Origin of the sequence: Pantoea sp. MBD-2R (assembly GCF_039134845.1) — a bacterium.
Taxonomy (GTDB): domain Bacteria; phylum Pseudomonadota; class Gammaproteobacteria; order Enterobacterales; family Enterobacteriaceae; genus Erwinia.
Genome location: NZ_CP152417.1, coordinates 2,170,620 through 2,185,851 on the forward strand (window position 1 = coordinate 2,170,620; position 15,232 = coordinate 2,185,851).

The 15,232-nt window shown below is 57.1% G+C and carries 14 protein-coding genes and 1 pseudogene; 7 read left to right on the top strand and 8 right to left on the bottom strand.

Annotation, left to right across the window (positions count from 1 at the left end):
- Positions 1–35: 35 nt before the first annotated feature.
- Positions 36–464 carry a thiol-disulfide oxidoreductase DCC family protein gene (locus AAGQ96_RS10010; RefSeq protein WP_147197660.1) on the top strand — a complete coding sequence of 143 codons (429 nt, stop codon included), beginning with the start codon at positions 36–38 and terminating at the stop codon, positions 462–464.
- 227 nt (positions 465–691) lie between these two features.
- Entirely contained in the window at positions 692–1,564 is an 873-nt protein-coding gene (locus AAGQ96_RS10015; protein ID WP_342755422.1) for an ABC transporter substrate-binding protein, read from the top strand.
- Positions 1,565–1,704: 140 nt separating this feature from the next.
- On the opposite strand, the gene AAGQ96_RS10020 is transcribed toward AAGQ96_RS10015, so the two are convergent.
- The 8 genes and pseudogenes from AAGQ96_RS10020 to AAGQ96_RS10055 form a co-directional block, all read right to left on the bottom strand.
- Complete coding sequence (locus tag AAGQ96_RS10020; RefSeq protein ID WP_342755423.1) at positions 1,705–2,145, bottom strand: hypothetical protein; 441 nt, start codon at positions 2,143–2,145, stop codon at positions 1,705–1,707.
- Positions 2,142–2,402, bottom strand: a pseudogene (locus AAGQ96_RS10025) (hypothetical protein); the annotation flags it as partial. The pseudogene AAGQ96_RS10025 and the gene AAGQ96_RS10020, both read right to left, overlap by 4 nt.
- A 181-nt stretch (positions 2,403–2,583) precedes the next feature.
- A complete protein-coding gene (locus AAGQ96_RS10030; protein ID WP_342755424.1) occupies positions 2,584–3,672 on the bottom strand; it encodes an alkylhydroperoxidase domain protein in 1,089 nt (362 codons plus the stop codon).
- On the bottom strand, positions 3,669–4,694 hold the full coding sequence (locus AAGQ96_RS10035) for a putative FMN-dependent luciferase-like monooxygenase (RefSeq protein WP_342755425.1): 1,026 nt from the start codon (positions 4,692–4,694) through the stop codon (positions 3,669–3,671). Before AAGQ96_RS10035 ends, AAGQ96_RS10030 begins: the two co-directional genes overlap by 4 nt.
- Complete coding sequence (locus AAGQ96_RS10040) at positions 4,691–6,301, bottom strand: ABC transporter ATP-binding protein (RefSeq protein ID WP_342755426.1); 1,611 nt, start codon at positions 6,299–6,301, stop codon at positions 4,691–4,693. The genes AAGQ96_RS10035 and AAGQ96_RS10040 overlap by 4 nt, the downstream gene beginning before the upstream one ends.
- Positions 6,298–7,149, bottom strand: coding sequence for an ABC transporter permease (locus AAGQ96_RS10045; RefSeq protein WP_147197672.1), 852 nt, complete (start codon positions 7,147–7,149; stop codon positions 6,298–6,300). Before AAGQ96_RS10045 ends, AAGQ96_RS10040 begins: the two co-directional genes overlap by 4 nt.
- Entirely contained in the window at positions 7,146–8,090 is a 945-nt protein-coding gene (locus AAGQ96_RS10050) for an ABC transporter permease (protein ID WP_147197674.1), read from the bottom strand. Before AAGQ96_RS10050 ends, AAGQ96_RS10045 begins: the two co-directional genes overlap by 4 nt.
- Before the next feature lie 12 nt (positions 8,091–8,102).
- Positions 8,103–9,743 carry a TIGR04028 family ABC transporter substrate-binding protein gene (locus tag AAGQ96_RS10055; RefSeq protein ID WP_342755427.1) on the bottom strand — a complete coding sequence of 547 codons (1,641 nt, stop codon included), beginning with the start codon at positions 9,741–9,743 and terminating at the stop codon, positions 8,103–8,105.
- A 227-nt stretch (positions 9,744–9,970) separates the two neighbouring features.
- Here AAGQ96_RS10055 and AAGQ96_RS10060 point away from each other — a divergent pair, with 227 nt between their 5' ends.
- The 5 genes from AAGQ96_RS10060 to AAGQ96_RS10080 all read left to right on the top strand — a co-directional run bounded on the left by AAGQ96_RS10060 (position 9,971) and on the right by AAGQ96_RS10080 (position 15,208).
- The gene (locus tag AAGQ96_RS10060) at positions 9,971–10,678 is read left to right on the top strand and encodes a GNAT family protein (RefSeq protein WP_342755428.1); all 708 of its coding nucleotides are present in this window, start codon (positions 9,971–9,973) and stop codon (positions 10,676–10,678) included.
- Between the two features lie 205 nt (positions 10,679–10,883).
- Positions 10,884–11,309 carry a DUF2231 domain-containing protein gene (locus AAGQ96_RS10065; protein WP_147197679.1) on the top strand — a complete coding sequence of 142 codons (426 nt, stop codon included), beginning with the start codon at positions 10,884–10,886 and terminating at the stop codon, positions 11,307–11,309.
- 12 nt (positions 11,310–11,321) lie between these two features.
- The gene (locus AAGQ96_RS10070; protein ID WP_168199676.1) at positions 11,322–12,644 is read left to right on the top strand and encodes a sorbosone dehydrogenase family protein; all 1,323 of its coding nucleotides are present in this window, start codon (positions 11,322–11,324) and stop codon (positions 12,642–12,644) included.
- A 272-nt stretch (positions 12,645–12,916) separates the two neighbouring features.
- Positions 12,917–13,444, top strand: coding sequence for a PadR family transcriptional regulator (locus AAGQ96_RS10075; RefSeq protein ID WP_147197683.1), 528 nt, complete (start codon positions 12,917–12,919; stop codon positions 13,442–13,444).
- 108 nt (positions 13,445–13,552) lie between these two features.
- Positions 13,553–15,208, top strand: coding sequence for a methyl-accepting chemotaxis protein (locus AAGQ96_RS10080; protein ID WP_147197684.1), 1,656 nt, complete (start codon positions 13,553–13,555; stop codon positions 15,206–15,208).
- The last annotated feature ends 24 nt before the right edge of the window (positions 15,209–15,232 follow it).

The following is a 15,232-nucleotide window of genomic DNA, read 5'->3' on the forward strand; positions in this document are numbered from 1 at the left end:
GCATTAAGCCGCCACGCACAAATTTGGATAACAGCATGTCTCATTCTTCTTCAGCAGCGCCGCACGATCGGATCGTGCTTTATGATGGCGTCTGCAAACTCTGTAACGGCTGGGTCAATTTTCTGATCCGCCATGATACGGGTCATCAGGTTCGGCTGGCTGCGGTACAAACCCGTAAAGGCAAAGCGTTGCTGATTGCAGCAGGCATGTCGCCGGATGAAATCAACACCATTGTCCTGTTGGATAACGGCCAGGTATACCTGCGCGCCGAAGCCATTTTTCGGGTAATGAAATGGCTGCCCTTCCCATGGCGAATTTTTAGCATTCTGCGTTTTTTTCCAAAAGCCATCAGTAACCGCTGCTACGATCTCATCGCCCATAACCGTTATCGGCTGTTTGGCCGATATGATGAGTGCCAACAGCCCGTAGCCGATCATCCACAGCGCTTTCTGGACCAGCCTTAATACAAACTGATGGCTATCGGCCAGGATAAGGAAGCGAAGAGGGCAGGAAAACCCTTTTTCTGGCAAAGGTTTGCCGGATAACTTCTTTGTCGCCACCTGCCGCCTTTGTTAAAGATGTGATAATAAAAAAATCACCCTACAGGACATCTTATGCAAATTTCCTCAGCCCGTTTCACCCCTTTAACATGCCCTTCGCGACGTCCGGCAAACCTGAAGGGGAAAACCGAATGACGCTGCGTGTGGGCAGTCACCCGGACAACCTTTCCCTGTTTATTTTGCGCCACCGGGGCGAGCTGGAGACGCAGGCGGTAAGCCACGGCTGGCAGGTGGAATGGATGGATTATCAGCATGGCGCCGACAGCGCGGCTTATCTTGCCAGTCATCAGCTCGACATTGTGGGTACGGGAACGACATCGCCGCTCTATGCTCAGGCAAAGGGGCTGGACGTCGCTTACCTGGGAGCCTCCCCCGTGAGTAATGCTAACTGTGCGCTGCTGGTGATGAAGGAGAGTCATTTACAGGTTCCGCAGCAGATCAAAGGCACGCGTATCGCCTGCATCCGGGGATCGGTTACCGATCGTTTTTTAGCGCAGCAGCTGCTGCAAAATGGCCTGACGCTGAAAGATATCACCCTGGTCGATTTGAGCGGCAGCGAGTCGCCGCGAGCCTTGAGGGAAGGGCGCGTGGATCTCTGGGCGGCAATCGATCCCTGGCTGAGCGCGGCTCGTGATGCAAAGATGGTACGTATGCTGGGGCAGGTTGATGAGTTTATTGCCAACCGCACGCTGTTCTGGTGCCGGAAATCTTGGCGTGAGCGCTATTCGCGGCAGGCCAGGCTGGCTTTATCGGTGCTGGCAGAGAACGACCGCTGGATCGCCACACATCCGCTCCAGGCGGCGGAACTCATTCACCAGCATCTGGCTGGAAGTATTAGCGTGGAGAGCTGGTTTACCGCGCTTCGTCGGCGTTCATGGGGGATCCTGCCGGTCTCAACGGAGCTGCTCGCTGAACAGCAACGGCAGGCGGACGATCTTGTTGCCGCTGGTTTTCTCAACAACAGCCTGATTATTAATAGCGCCCGGCAGGGACTTCAGGCATAAACGGGGTGCGGCGGCCTGAGGAACGAAAGCCCACGCGGATCGGTGTGGCCAGGCAAAAGGAGCGTTGGTTTTGGTTTGACTTTTACCTGGCCGAAAAGCCACGTCGAAGGTTCGCTTTTCGGCCCGGATTGCTATTAGCTTTAATCTTTTGAAAGATCGTAATTATTACGACTCATTTGAATGATAACGACAGGGGGTGATGGAAATGTACTGACCGTGACTTCCCCTTTTGAATGTGCCGATAGCCAGCATTCGGCTTCGACGTCACACTCGGTTTGTGGTTTAAAACCGGTTGAGAGCAAATAGTCCCTGACATTTTTTGTTTGAGTGGTGCCTTTAAACCGTATTTCATAGACAAACGCATGGGGTCCACTGATGTTTGTATAATGGAATGTGTAACTGTCAGAAATTCTTGGCATATTTTTTAGCAAGTCTGGAGTGTAATATTCATACTCGTTTTTATCCATTTGCGTATATGCGGCGCTACTGGCAAATTCCATCTTTGCGTAAGGCCAGGCGATAACAGCGAACAGCCCGACTATCGCGAATAATCCTGAACCGATTTTTGTCACTGTCTTCATAGTCCCATCCTGTTATTTCCAGCCCCTAAGACCACAAAGGTTTTGTCATTGGCAGGCAGGATAACGTTCCCGGACAAAAAGTCGTTATAAGGGACAACGGTTTTCATGAACGGCGGTAGGGTTGTCTGGCGTGGGCGTGCGTTAGGGAATTTTTCAGGATCGGGAAACAGTAATGGCGTAAATCCCTTTACTTTAAATGAGCCGATCTTACCGTAATAATCCCATCGTTTTAATGCCTCTTCTTTTTTTACCGGTCTTTGATGTTACGGCGTATTTTCCATCCATGATATCGCTTCGTTTGCTCATCCCTAATATTCCCTGGCTGCTTAGTTAATAAAGCAATCTGTTTGCGGATTTGATAATACGCCTCTGGTTTCAGCTGTAAACATTTGCCTCAAACGCCAGGGAAACCAGGCAATAAGCGGGCTTTAACGTCTGTTATTCAAACGGCTCCCCCAGCGTCAGCATCAGCCGGTTCGCCCAGGCGAAAAAGGCGCTGGCCTGCACCAGATCCAGCAGTTGCAGTTCATCCAGCCCGATTTCGCGTAGCGCATCAAGCTGGCGGGGCGAAGCGTTGGGCGGCGTTGTCGAAAGGGCCGCTGAAAAGGCGATAATTTTTTGCCAGCGATCGGACTGGCCCGTCTCCAGCGCCTGACCCGGCGGCGTGGCAATCAGCCGCGCCACATCATCCGTCTGTTTAGACAGCTGGCTGGCTTTGCGGGCATGCACGGAAGCACAATAGATGCAGCCATTGACCTTGCTGGCCACTGCGGCTGCCAGCTCGCGTTCGGCACGCGGCAGGCCTCCCGAAGTATAAAAGATGCCTTTGTCGGTCAGGGTCCGCTGTTCCAGCAGCGGCAGATTACGGGCCAGCAGGCGAAAATAGTCAGAATCCGCGTGGCCAAATTTTGCCAGCGTTGCCTGCTCCAGCGCGTTAAATTCGTCCAGAGGTTTAACCGCCAGCCAGGGTTCCCAGTGCAGTTCCCGTTGCGTAAAAGCCTGGGGGGCAGGTTGACCGGTTGCGGTTCGGGGTTCGCTGCGCCAGACGGCTGCCACTGCTTCATGACTGCCGCGCGGCACGCTATGGCCCGCCAGCAACCGCAGTCCGGTGAGCAGGCGGCTTTGGAAACTGACAAAGGCGACCAGTTGTGACAGTGTCACAATGTCCTGCACCGACCAGCCCGCTTCCCGCAATGCGTGCAGATCGCCCTGCGTCGCTGCGGCAGGTGTGAAAGTCAACGTTTCTGCGTGAGCGAGTGCCGCCTGCAAGCCTGCGCCTTCGGCGGGTTGGGATGGCAGGCTGGCGTAATAATTAGCCAGCTGCGGCGCCTGATGCCACAGCGCAACCTGCCGGGCGAGCGCCGCGCGCCAGCTGAGAGGAAAACTTTTGCTGGCAGATGAAAACAAAATCTCATGACTGCCCTGGGTATGTTCAGTCGCCGCACCGCGCAGGGCGCGAGCCTCGGCGAGCGCGCTGGCGGATTTGATTTCAGCCAGTTCATCAAGCAGATCTTTTGTCCGGGTCATGATGCTTCTCCAACGGTAAGGGGATCGGTGGGCGAACGCCAGCCAAAGGCGGGCGCGACGGCGCTCGCCAGTAGCTCAATGGAACGCAAAATATAGTGATGAGGCGGATCGATTGAGTGCACCTGGAAGGAAATGTCCGTTGCACGCGCTAAAACCGAGTCCTGACGCAGTGAGGCAATAACCTGACGAGGCGATCCCAGATGAACATCAAAGGCGGCGATATAGTCATCCAGCGTGGAGCCTTCAATCGGATGTCCGGCGGCACGATGATGGGCGGCCTGCTGCGACAAACCCGGTACTGCCAGCGCCCGGGCCTCTGCGCCATCGTCAGCGACAAAGGCGGTGCGCGAAGCCAGAATGCGCGGCTCTACGCCTGCCGGTAGCGCAGCCAGATAGGCATCAATCATCGGATTCTGGATGTCATCCAGCGGCAGTAAGGGTTGTACCTGTGGGCGAGGCTGCGTGCGGGAGAGCATCAGCCCATGGCCAGCGGCACCGATGCGGGCCGCACCCTGTACGGAAAACGTGGCCTGCCAAACCCGATCGAGCAGCTGTGGCGCGGCTGGATAAAGACGGTTATCCGCATGGCCGAGGGTTTCGCCACGCCATGCCGAGAGCAGGGTTTCCAGCTGAGTGGCAAACGCGTCGCCGCGGGTTTCCAGCGTTAAATCAAACGGCAAAAACGAGGTCGCCGTACCGCCCGAGCCAAAACCGAGTTCAATACGGTGATCGGCCAGCAAATCCAGTACCGCCGCGTCTTCCGCGACCCTGATTGCATTCTCCATGGGCAGCGTAATGATGGCGGTACCGAGGCGAATGCGCGACGTCTGCGCCGCAACGCTGGCCAGAAACAGCAGCGGCGAAGGTAAACCCCCTTCCTGTTCATGAAAATGGTGCTGGGCAATCCAGGCGCTGTCGAATCCCCATTTTTCCGCGTGCAGAATTTGTGCCGTCGCCAGACGGTAACGCTCGCGGGGCGAAGTTTTATCCAGCAGACGCGTAAAAAAGCCAAGTCTTTTCATACGGTTTCCCTCTCATGCCTGAAAGTTGGAATAGCGGCGAGCAGCGTGCGGGTATAGTCGCTGGTGGGCCGGTTAAAGACGTTTTCCGTTGGGCCGTGATCCACCAGTTTTCCGGCGCGCAGCACCGACACGCTGTGTGCCAGCTGGCGAACCGTGGCTAAATCGTGTGAGATAAACAGATAGGTCAGGCCCATTTCCTGCTGTAGCTGCCGCAGCAGACTGATAATTTGCGCCTGGACGGTGACGTCGAGAGCGGAAGTGGCTTCATCCAGTACCAAAATTTTAGGGCGAAGCACCAGCGCCCGCGCAATGGCAACGCGCTGCCGCTGTCCACCAGACAATTCTCGCGGCTTGCGGCTTAACAGTTCAACGGGCAGGGCAACGCGGTGGGCGATCTCTTCCACGCGCTCGCGCCGCTGGTCTTTACTGAGCGATAAAAAATTGAGCAGAGGTTCTTCAATAATGCGGTACAGCGTTTGCAGCGGATCCAGCGAGGCAAAAGGATTTTGCCAGACCAGCTGGATTTTCTGCCGCAGCTGGCGCAACGCCTCAGGCCTCAGCCCCGCCAGTGGAATGCCATCCAGCGTGATGGTGCCGCTTTCCGCCTGCGTAAACCCGGAGAGGATGCGGGCGAGCGTGGTTTTGCCGGAACCGGATTCCCCAACCAGCGCATGCGTGCTGCCGCTTGCCACGCTGAAGGAGACGTTATCCAGCGCCTGAAAGCGGCCTGCGCGTCCGGCAGAAAAGCCTTTACTGATGCCGCCGATCTCAATCGCGGGCAGCGCCAGGCCGGGCGCTATGCTGGCCAGTTTGGGCGCGGCAAAGGCCGGCGCATCGGCGAACAGCTGGCGGGTCCAGGCATCTTCCGGCGAGTTCAGCACGCGGGAAGTTGGGCCTTGCTCAACAATTTTCCCGGCGCGGAAAACTACAATCCTGTCGGCGCGGGCGGCGGCCACGGCGAGATCGTGGGTGACAAACAGCACTGCCGTACCGTATTCGCGGCATAAACCGGCGATCAAATCGAGAACGCGTTTCTGCACCGTTACATCCAGCGCGCTGGTCGGCTCATCGGCAATAATCAGCGCGGGCCGTAGCGCAATGGCAATGGCTATCAGCACGCGCTGTTTCATCCCGCCGGAAAGCTGATGTGGATACTGATCCGCCCTGAGTTCAGGGTAACTGAGGCCGACGCGGGTCAGCAGCTCAATTACTTTTTGCCGCTGCTGTTGACGTGAAAGGCGCAGGTGCAGATGCAGGATCTCCGCCACCTGGTCGCCGATAGTCATCACCGGATTGAGCGAACTGCCGGGATCCTGAGGAATTAAACTGATACGTGCGCCGCGCAGCGCGTTGAGCCTTTTCTGTGACCAGTCGCTGATGTCGCTGCCGTTGAGGATAATCTGGCCGCTTTCGCGTTCGCCGTTAGGTGCCAGCAGGCCGATAATGGCCTGAGCGACGGTGGTTTTACCGGAGCCGGACTCGCCCACCAGCGCGACAAATTCCCCGCGGTTAACGGCAAAGCTGACGTTGTGCACCACGCGTTTTTGCCCGCTGTCGCTGTGATAACGAATATTGACGTTTTGCAGTTGCAGAACCGCTGTGTTCATCGGCGTTCTCCTGAAAACTGGCGGCTGATGCGGTTAGCGGAAAGAACCACCAGCACCACAACCAGCCCGGGAAACGTGGTCAGCCACCAGGCGGTGGCAAGATAGTTGCGGCCTTCGGCGATCAGCAATCCCCATTCCGGCGTTGGCGGCGGCGTACCGTATCCAAGAAAGCTGAGGGTAGAAATTGCCAGAATCGCGTTACCGAACTGCAACGCCGAGAAGGCCACAACCGGCGTGAGCGAGTTGGGTAAAATATGCCGGATCAGCACCCTGAAAAAGGTTCCGCCGCTGCCATAGGCCGCCTCAACAAAATCCGCATGACGGACGCGCATCACTTCAGCGCGGGCGAGACGGGTGAAATTGGCGATGGAGGTGATGCCCACGGCGATGGCTGCATTGACCGTACCAAAGCCGAGCAGGATGATTACGCTCAGCGACAGCAGCAGGCCGGGGATCGAGAGCAGGACGTCCACCAGGCGCATCAGAACCGTTTCCGTTTTGCCACCGACCGCACCAGCCACCACACCCAGCAGCGTGCCGACCGTCAGGCCCAGCACGACCGCCACCAGCGCACCACTCAGGGAATGTGACGCCCCCCAGATAATGCGGGCAAAAAGATCGCGCCCCAGCTGATCGGTACCCAGCCAGTGGCCCGGCTGAGGCGCAAGGCGCTGTGCGCCAGCGACGCCTTCGGTGCCGCTCCAGTCGGTAAACCAGCCGGGTGCGATTGCCCAGGCGATTGTCACTACCATGACCAGCCAGGCAAGCAGCAGGCCGGGCTGCCAGCGCCGGCGCAGCAGCCAGCGTTTGCGGGCAGGCGTTCTGAGGGTTAAATCGACCAGGCTCATGATAAGACTCCCTGGGAATGGGTCAGACGAGGATCGAGCAGCGGCGTAACGGCATCCACCAGCAGGTTAACCAACACAAACCCGCTGGCGGAGATCATCACGATAGCCTGAAGGACCGCCACATCCTGGTTGTTCACCGCCTGCTGCGTCAGCTGCCCCAGACCCGACAGGCCGAAGACGGTTTCGGTAATCAGCGCACCGGCAATCAGCTCGCCCAGCAACAGCGCGGCAATGGTTAGCGTTGGCAGCAGCGCATTGCGAGCGACGTGATGCAGCAGAACCCGTCTCTGACTGGCCCCTTTTGCCCGCGCGACGGCGACAAAAGGCTGCGTTTGTACGCTGTCGATACTGCGGATCAGGATCTGCGCCAGCGGCGCGGAAATCGGTATTGCCAGGGTGATAATGGGCAGGATCAAGCCGACCCAGACGCCAGGATTGATGACCGGGACCCAGCGCAGCTGAAAAGAGAAGATCTGAATCAGCGCAATCCCCAGCCAGAAGGTAGGCAGGGCGATAAACAGTGAAGGCAGCGACTGAAGCGCATTGCGCAACCCGCGCAGCCCGGTCAGGCTGGACGCGAAGGCCAGCAGCAGGGCGATCAGCAGCGCCAGCGCAAAACCGGGCAGCGCCAGACGCAGCGTGGCGGGAAAGTTTTCTGCAATCAGGCTGCTCACCGGCACGCCCGCCTGGACGGAATAGCCAAAGTCCCCCTGCAACATTGCCAGCAGCGTATGCAGATACTGCTGCCAGAAGGGCGTGGACGCGCCGTAAATCTGGCGCATTTCCTCTATCTGCGCCGGGCTGAGGCCAAGATCCGGGTTCTGAAACTTAATCAGGATCGCATCGCCAGGCAGCACCTGTAACAGCACAAAAGAGACGGTAAAAGCGGCCCACAAAACCAGCAGCGCCTGCCCAAAGCGGTTAACCAGATAGCGCGTCACGGTTATCTCCTCTTAATGTTTTTCCAGCCAGACGCCGTAAAACGCCGGGCGACCCACCGCCTCAAAACGCAGCCCTTTCAGCCAGGGCGCGCTGGCAAAGACCTGCGGCTCTTCGAAAATGGGAATGTTATAGGCGTTAGCAATCAGGTAGCGCTGTGCGTCGCCGACCAGCGTCAGACGTTTCTGCGCGTCGGTTTCGGCAGAGATGGCGGTAAGGATCGCGTTCAGCTTCTCGTCCCGGAAGCTTTTTACCTTGCTGCTGGAGCCGCCCTTTTGCAGTAGCGCATCGCGGTTGTCGGGATAAAACATGCTTTTCACCACGTCAGGATCGGCGCGGCCGACTTCCGATACCGTCAGCGGCGTTTTTGAAGGGTCAAGATTATCCAGCGTGCGGCTTCCGGCATCGCCAGCGCGTACCTCAAGAGCGACACCGACCTGCTTCCACTGCTGCGCCACCAGCTGCAATACCTCTTTGTTCTGCGGCTGGGGCAGGGATTCATAGACGGTCAGCGCCAGCTTTACGCCCGCTTTCTGACGGATGCCGTCACTGCCCGGCTGCCAGCCCGCTTCATCCAGCAGTTTTTTCGCCTGTTCCGGGTCGTACTTCAGCTGTGCGCTTAAGTCGACATAACCCGCCGCGCTTTTTGCCAGCACGGAGGTGGCCTGCGGATAGTTGGCGGAAAACAGCGTGGTGACAATCTGCTGGCTGTTGGTGGCATGCAGCAGCGCCTGGCGCACGTGCAGATCGGCTACCAACGGGTTATCCGGGCGGAAACTCAGGCTGTCATTTACGCCTCGCGTCGGGGGGGCGTAAATCGGGAACTGCTGGTCGCTGGCCTGTTTTTCATCATAAGCCTGCACCTGGCGGATCAGATCGGACTGGCCCGCCAGCAGTGCACCGATGCGCACGCTGTCTTCTGGCGTCACGATGATTTTGATGGCATCCAGGTTTGCGCGACCCTGTTGCGGAGAATTTTTCGGCCCCCACTGATAATCCTTGCGGGCGACCAAATCCACTTCACGTCCCAGCTTTTCATCACTGATTACAAAGGGACCGGAACCGATGATATGTCGCGCATCGCCCAGCGCATCGAAATTTCTTGCCAGCGTACTCAGCGAGACCAGTCCCGAACCGATGGTGGCGGTGCCCTGTAAAAAACCGGGCGACGGTTTGCTGAAGTAGAATTTTACCGTCAGCGGATCGACAACCTCACTGCGGGCATAGTTATTAATCACTTCCGAAACCGGCAGGCGGTTTTGTTTGTTGCCCAGCCCGTAGGTATCAAAATTCTTCGCTACCGCGTTGGCATCCAGCGGCGTGCCGTCAGAAAAAGTGACGTTGGGACGCAGCTTAAAGGTGTACTCGGTTTTCTCCGCGTTGCTGGTCCAGCTCTCAGCTATCCAGGGTTCAACCTGCAAGGTTTGGGGATTCTGCCAGGTCAGTTTATCGGTGATCTGATTCAGGATGCCGCCGTTGGGATAAAACCCGCCGGCGGGGGGATAGAGATTGGTGTGCGCCTGCTGTTCCAGATAAATCAATGTCCCGCCCTGAACGGGACGATCGGCAGCGGCAGCCTGCCCGGCAAACAGCGTCAGCGAGGCACCGATAGCCACAGAATGAGAAAGCGCCCGCAGGCGAAAGGGAAACGGCATGGTCAGTCCTTTAGCGTCAATAAGTTATTGCTAATATCCAGCCGGGAAGCGATGGGGTGAACCGAGAAATTCAGCTAACAATAGCTGCCAGGTGAATAACTGACGCCGGTGATATTTTCAACAGCATGCAGGCGAAGTAAGCCGCTGATTTTCAGATAAAGCGGTAGCAGCGGCCGCCGGCTTTATGCTTTACCATGAGGAAAACGAACCGGTTCAGGAGAAAAGCTGTGTCTGTAAACGTGAACGAATTTCAACAACCCGTCGGTGAAACGCTTGAGGCGTGGGAGCCACGCCCTTTGCCACAGCGCGTCACGCTGTTCGGGCGTTTTTGTCGGCTGGAACCGCTGAGCGCAGACCATATTGCCGATTTGCTGGAGGCTTACGGCAACGCAGAGGATGGCAGAGACTGGACCTATATGTTTTCCGGTCCCTTTTCCCATGAGGATGAGTTCCGCCGCTATCTTTCTGACGCGGCGGCGAGCCGCGATCCGCTGCATTTTGCCGTTATTGACGCGCAGGGCGAACGGGCGGTGGGCACGGTAGCGCTGATGCGCATTGCACCACAACATGGCGTGATTGAAGTTGGCCACGTTGCTTTTTCGCCGCTGCTTCAGCGCACGCCAGCGGCAACCGAAACGCATTTTCTCCTGATGCAGTATGCTTTTGAACAGCTGGGCTACCGTCGTTACGAGTGGAAGTGCGACAGCCTGAATGCCCCTTCGCGTAAGGCGGCATTGCGTCTGGGCTTCCGCTATGAAGGGCTGTTTCGCCAGGCGATCGTTTATAAAGGCCGCACGCGTGATACCACGTGGTTTTCCATTATCGACAGCGAATGGCCCGCCGTCCGTCAGGGGTTTGTACGCTGGCTGGATGAACGCAATTTCGATCCGCAAGGTCAGCAGCGACACGGCCTGGCGGCGTTAAGAAATCAGTAAGCTGCGCTGCGGCATCGATCCCGCGCCGCCCGGACAGGTTAATCTTAAAAATCACCGAAACGAGCGGCCTGGGCGCGGGTTTATTAATTATTCATCACATTTGCGAACACGAAGTCATTAAATTTACTAACCTTTTACAGTCTGCATCAGGGCGGCTGGCGTTTCGGGTCGCCGTTTACGTTCATTTTGTATAAGGAGCCGGTGAATGACTTCTCAGGTGACATCCCGCCATTCTACTTTTGCCGTGGCCGTCTATTCGCTTTTACATCCTGTCCCGCTCGGTTTTTTTGTCGCCGGGTGGATTTTCGACATCATCTATATCTACAGCACGGAGGTGCTCTGGACACAAGGCGCCAGCTGGCTGATCGCCATCGGTCTGGTGATTGCCATCATTCCTCGTCTGATCAATCTGGTTCAGGTCTGGGTCGGCGCGGCTTATCCGCAAGGATCGGCGGTAAAGGTGCATTTCTGGAGTTATCTGGTCGCTATCGTGCTGGAAATTTTCAACGCCTTTATCCACAGCCGTGACGCTTTTGCCGTGGTGCCGACCGGCGTCATTCTCTCCACGCTGGCAGTCATTTTGATGCTGTTCGCCAACCTGCAACTCGCCGTGCGCGAACGCACCGCTTAAGGAGGCGTCATGATGAATAAAACAACGCTGTTCTCTCTGCTGGCCGTCTCGATTTCCCTGACCCTGAGCGGTTGCGACGACGGGGCAAAGATCGATCCCGCAAAACAAACTGGCGCAAATCCTGAGCTGCCGCCCGCGAAAAACTTTTTGATACCGCCGATGCAGGTGCCCGGCGGCACGCCGTGGAAAGAGGGTGAAAAACCGAAGGTGGCGGCAGGGCTGAAAATCGAAAAAGTGGCGGACGGCCTGAAAAGTCCTCGCCAGCTTTACACATTGCCAAACGGCGACGTGCTGGTGGTGGAAGCCAGCGGGCCAAAAGCGCCTGTCAGCCAGCCCAAACAGCTGATTACCAGCCTTGTTAAAAATGCGTCGGGCAAGGGGGGTAAAGGCGGAAACCGCATCACGCTGCTGCGTAACGCCAGCGGTGATGGCAAAACCTGGCAAAAATATCCGTTCCTGGAAAATCTTTCCTCGCCGTTTGGCGTACAGCTGATCGGTGACACGCTGTACGTGGCGAATGCCGACGCGCTGAGGAAATATCATTACCAAAGCGGCGCAACGACCATTACCGATCCGGGCACTGAGTTAACCGAGCTGCCTGGCGGCCCCATTAATCATCACTGGACCAAGTCGCTGCTCGCCAGCCCTGATGGCAGCAAACTCTATGTGGGCGTCGGCTCTAACAGCAACATTACGGAAAACGGGATTGGCGCGGAGTATCGCCGGGCTGACATTCTGGAGGTGGATGTGGCATCGGGCGCGAGCCGGATTTACGCCAGCGGCCTGCGTAATCCCACCGGTATGCAGTGGGAGCCGCAGACCGGCAAGCTGTGGGCCATTGTCAATGAACGTGATGAGATCGGTGCCGATCTGGTGCCGGATTATATGACGGCCGTGCAGGAAGGCGGTTTCTATGGCTGGCCCTACAGCTACTTTGGCCAGCATGTTGATGAGCGCGTTCGCCCGCAGCGGCCGGACCTGGTGAAAAAAGCGCTGAAGCCTGACTATGCCTTAAGCTCCCACGTGGCACCGCTGGGGCTGTGGTTCTACACCGGCACCAATTTACCGGCGGAATATCGCGGCGGTGCCTTTATCAGCGAGCACGGCAGCTGGAACCGTAAGCCGCTGAACGGCTATCAGGTAGTGTGGGTCGCCTTCCGTAACGGCAAGCCAGAAGGGCAGCCGAAACCGGTTGTCACCGGTTTCCTGACCGACGATCGGAAGGAAGTGCGCGGTCTGCCGGTTGGGCTGACCATGGACAAACAGGGCGGATTAATGATTGCCGATGACGCCGGAAACGTGGTCTGGCGCGTTACCGCGGCGGATAATCCCTAAATCGGCTTGCTGGCAGACTGTCGTCAATGACCTGTTCGTTCGGGTATTTTGAGGTCATTGAGATAGTGCAGGCACGAGGAACACAGGCCTTCCACAAAGACGCAAAAAGCGGCATCCCTGCCGGCTCCGTCCATGGCCCAGGACGCTTTGTTCCAGGCCAGTATTCCTCGTGCTTTGAGTTTGTCAGTAGTCTGCGTTCCCGAGCATCCTTATTGAATTTTCCCGGGGGCTAAATTACTATCAGCCCCCTTTAAAACGGGCTCAGGCAGGCAATGAAACTCTCTGACAATTCTCAGCAACGCGCCAGCGACTCAGGGTCCACAGCGCGCCGGAAACGACGTGAAAAAATGCTGGATGCGGGCGATATTCGCCTGCTGATCCTGCACTTTATTGCGCAGGGCGCCGCGCATGGCTATGAGCTGATTAAATCGATTGAAGATCTCTCCAAAGGGGAATACTCGCCCAGCCCGGGCATCATCTACCCCAATCTGACGCTGCTTGAAGAGACGGACTGCGTCGAAGTGGCCGATCCGCAGGCTGCACGTAAAGCGTTTCGCCTCACCGCCGTTGGTCAGCGTCAGCTGGAAGACAACCAACCCGCGCTGGCGGAGATCGTCAGCCGACTAACCTCCATGGCGGTTCTGGTTAACAACCGCAGCATTCCTGCCATCGAAAACGCGATTTACAGCTTTAAGATGGCGTTAAACAACCGGTTATCCCAGCAGGCGCTCTCCGGGGAAACCCTGCATGCAATCGTTGATGCGCTGGAAGAAGCAGCGAACAAAATCAGGCGCAGCTAGTCGTTGCCGGATTTTTGTGCAGTTGCATAATAAAAAAACCTCTTAGCCTAATGTTACCGGTAACGATGCCGATATAGCCAACTTCTGCCTTATTAACAGGATGCCGCTATGTCTGTTTTCACTCGTATCAAAACGTCCTCATTTCTGCTGTGCAGCATTATTGCCTTTGGCGCGCTGCAATTTATCGCCGGGGTGCTGTTTCTCACCTCACTCAGTCACAATAAAGACAGTTTTGCGACCGCCTCTTCAGCGAATGACCAGGTGACCGCGCTAACCAATGCCTGGTACGAGTTAAACGCTGCCCGTGCAGACGTTAACCGCGTGCTGATCTGGCTACAACGGGAAGGGCCAACCAGCAGCGTGGTGGGCACTATGGTCGACCATGGCAAAGCGATGCTGGCGCAGGCCGACCGCGATTTCAAAGCCTACCAGTCCGGCCCGGTTGTCGCTGGGCTTGACCCGTCGCTGAACAGCAAGCTGGCGCAAAGCTACCAGGTCTATGCCGGTCAGCTTAACCAGCTGATGGCGATTGCGGATCGTCGCGATATGCCAGGCCTGTTCACCATCAACGTGGCGGCGAATCAGCAAATCATGCAGGGCGATTACGATCGCTGGCGCGCGGCAATTGGCCAGCTGGCTAAGGATGCCTCCGCCGACAGTAATCAGACTTTTGTACAAATGCTGTGGTTACTGGGTTCCATCATGCTGCTGGTGGTGATTTTTATCCTGATCTACTGGTCTGTGATCAAGCGCGTGCTGATCCAGCCGTTGAACCGCGCACTGGAACACATCAATGCCATTGAGCAGGGCGATCTGACCCAAACCATTGTTGCCGAGCGCGATGCCCGTAACGAGATGGCTCATCTGCTGTCCGGCCTGGCGGTAATGCAAAGCTCGCTGGTAAAAACCGTCAGCAACGTGCGTAACGGCGCGGATGTCATCCTGACCGGCGTGTCTGAAATCGCGATGGGCAATAACGACCTCTCGTCGCGTACCGAACAGCAGGCGGCTTCTCTGGAACAGACGGCGGCCAGCATGGAGCAGATTACCGCGACCGTGAAACAGAATGCGGATAACTCGCATCAGGCTGCACGACTGGCGCTTTCCGCTGCCGAAACGGCGGAAAAGGGCGGTAACATTGTTGATGGCGTGATTAAAAGCATTTTTGGCTTACAGGAAAGTTCGAAAAAAATCGCAGAAATCACCGGCGTGATCGAAAGTATCGCGTTCCAGACCAATATCCTGGCACTGAATGCCGCCGTTGAAGCGGCACGCGCCGGGGAAAATGGCCGTGGCTTCGCGGTAGTCGCGGGTGAAGTTCGCAATCTGGCACAGCGAAGTGCAGTGGCGGCGAAAGACATTAACGCGCTGATTGCCGAGTCTTCAACGCGTGTGGACAACGGCTCACGCCTTGCCGCACAGGCTGAAGAGTCAATGCAGGCGATCGTGGTTTCCGTGAAGCAGGTTCGCGACATCATGGATGAGATCTCTTCCGCGTCGGATGAGCAGAGCCACGGTATCAGTCAGGTTGGCCTGGCCGTTTCCGAGCTGGATCGCGTGACGCAGCAGAACGCGGCGCTGGTGGAAGAATCTTCTTCTGCCGCTGCCTCGCTGGAAGAGCAGGCAGGGCACCTGAACCAGGCGGTGGCCGTTTTCCGTCTCGCTTCGCGCCCGGTGAACGCCGCCACGCCGAAAAAAGCCGCGCCGCTGAAAGCACCCGTACTGGCCGCTGCGGGTGGAACGGATAACTGGGAAGCCTTCTGATCCCGGTGACGCTGTCACTCTCTG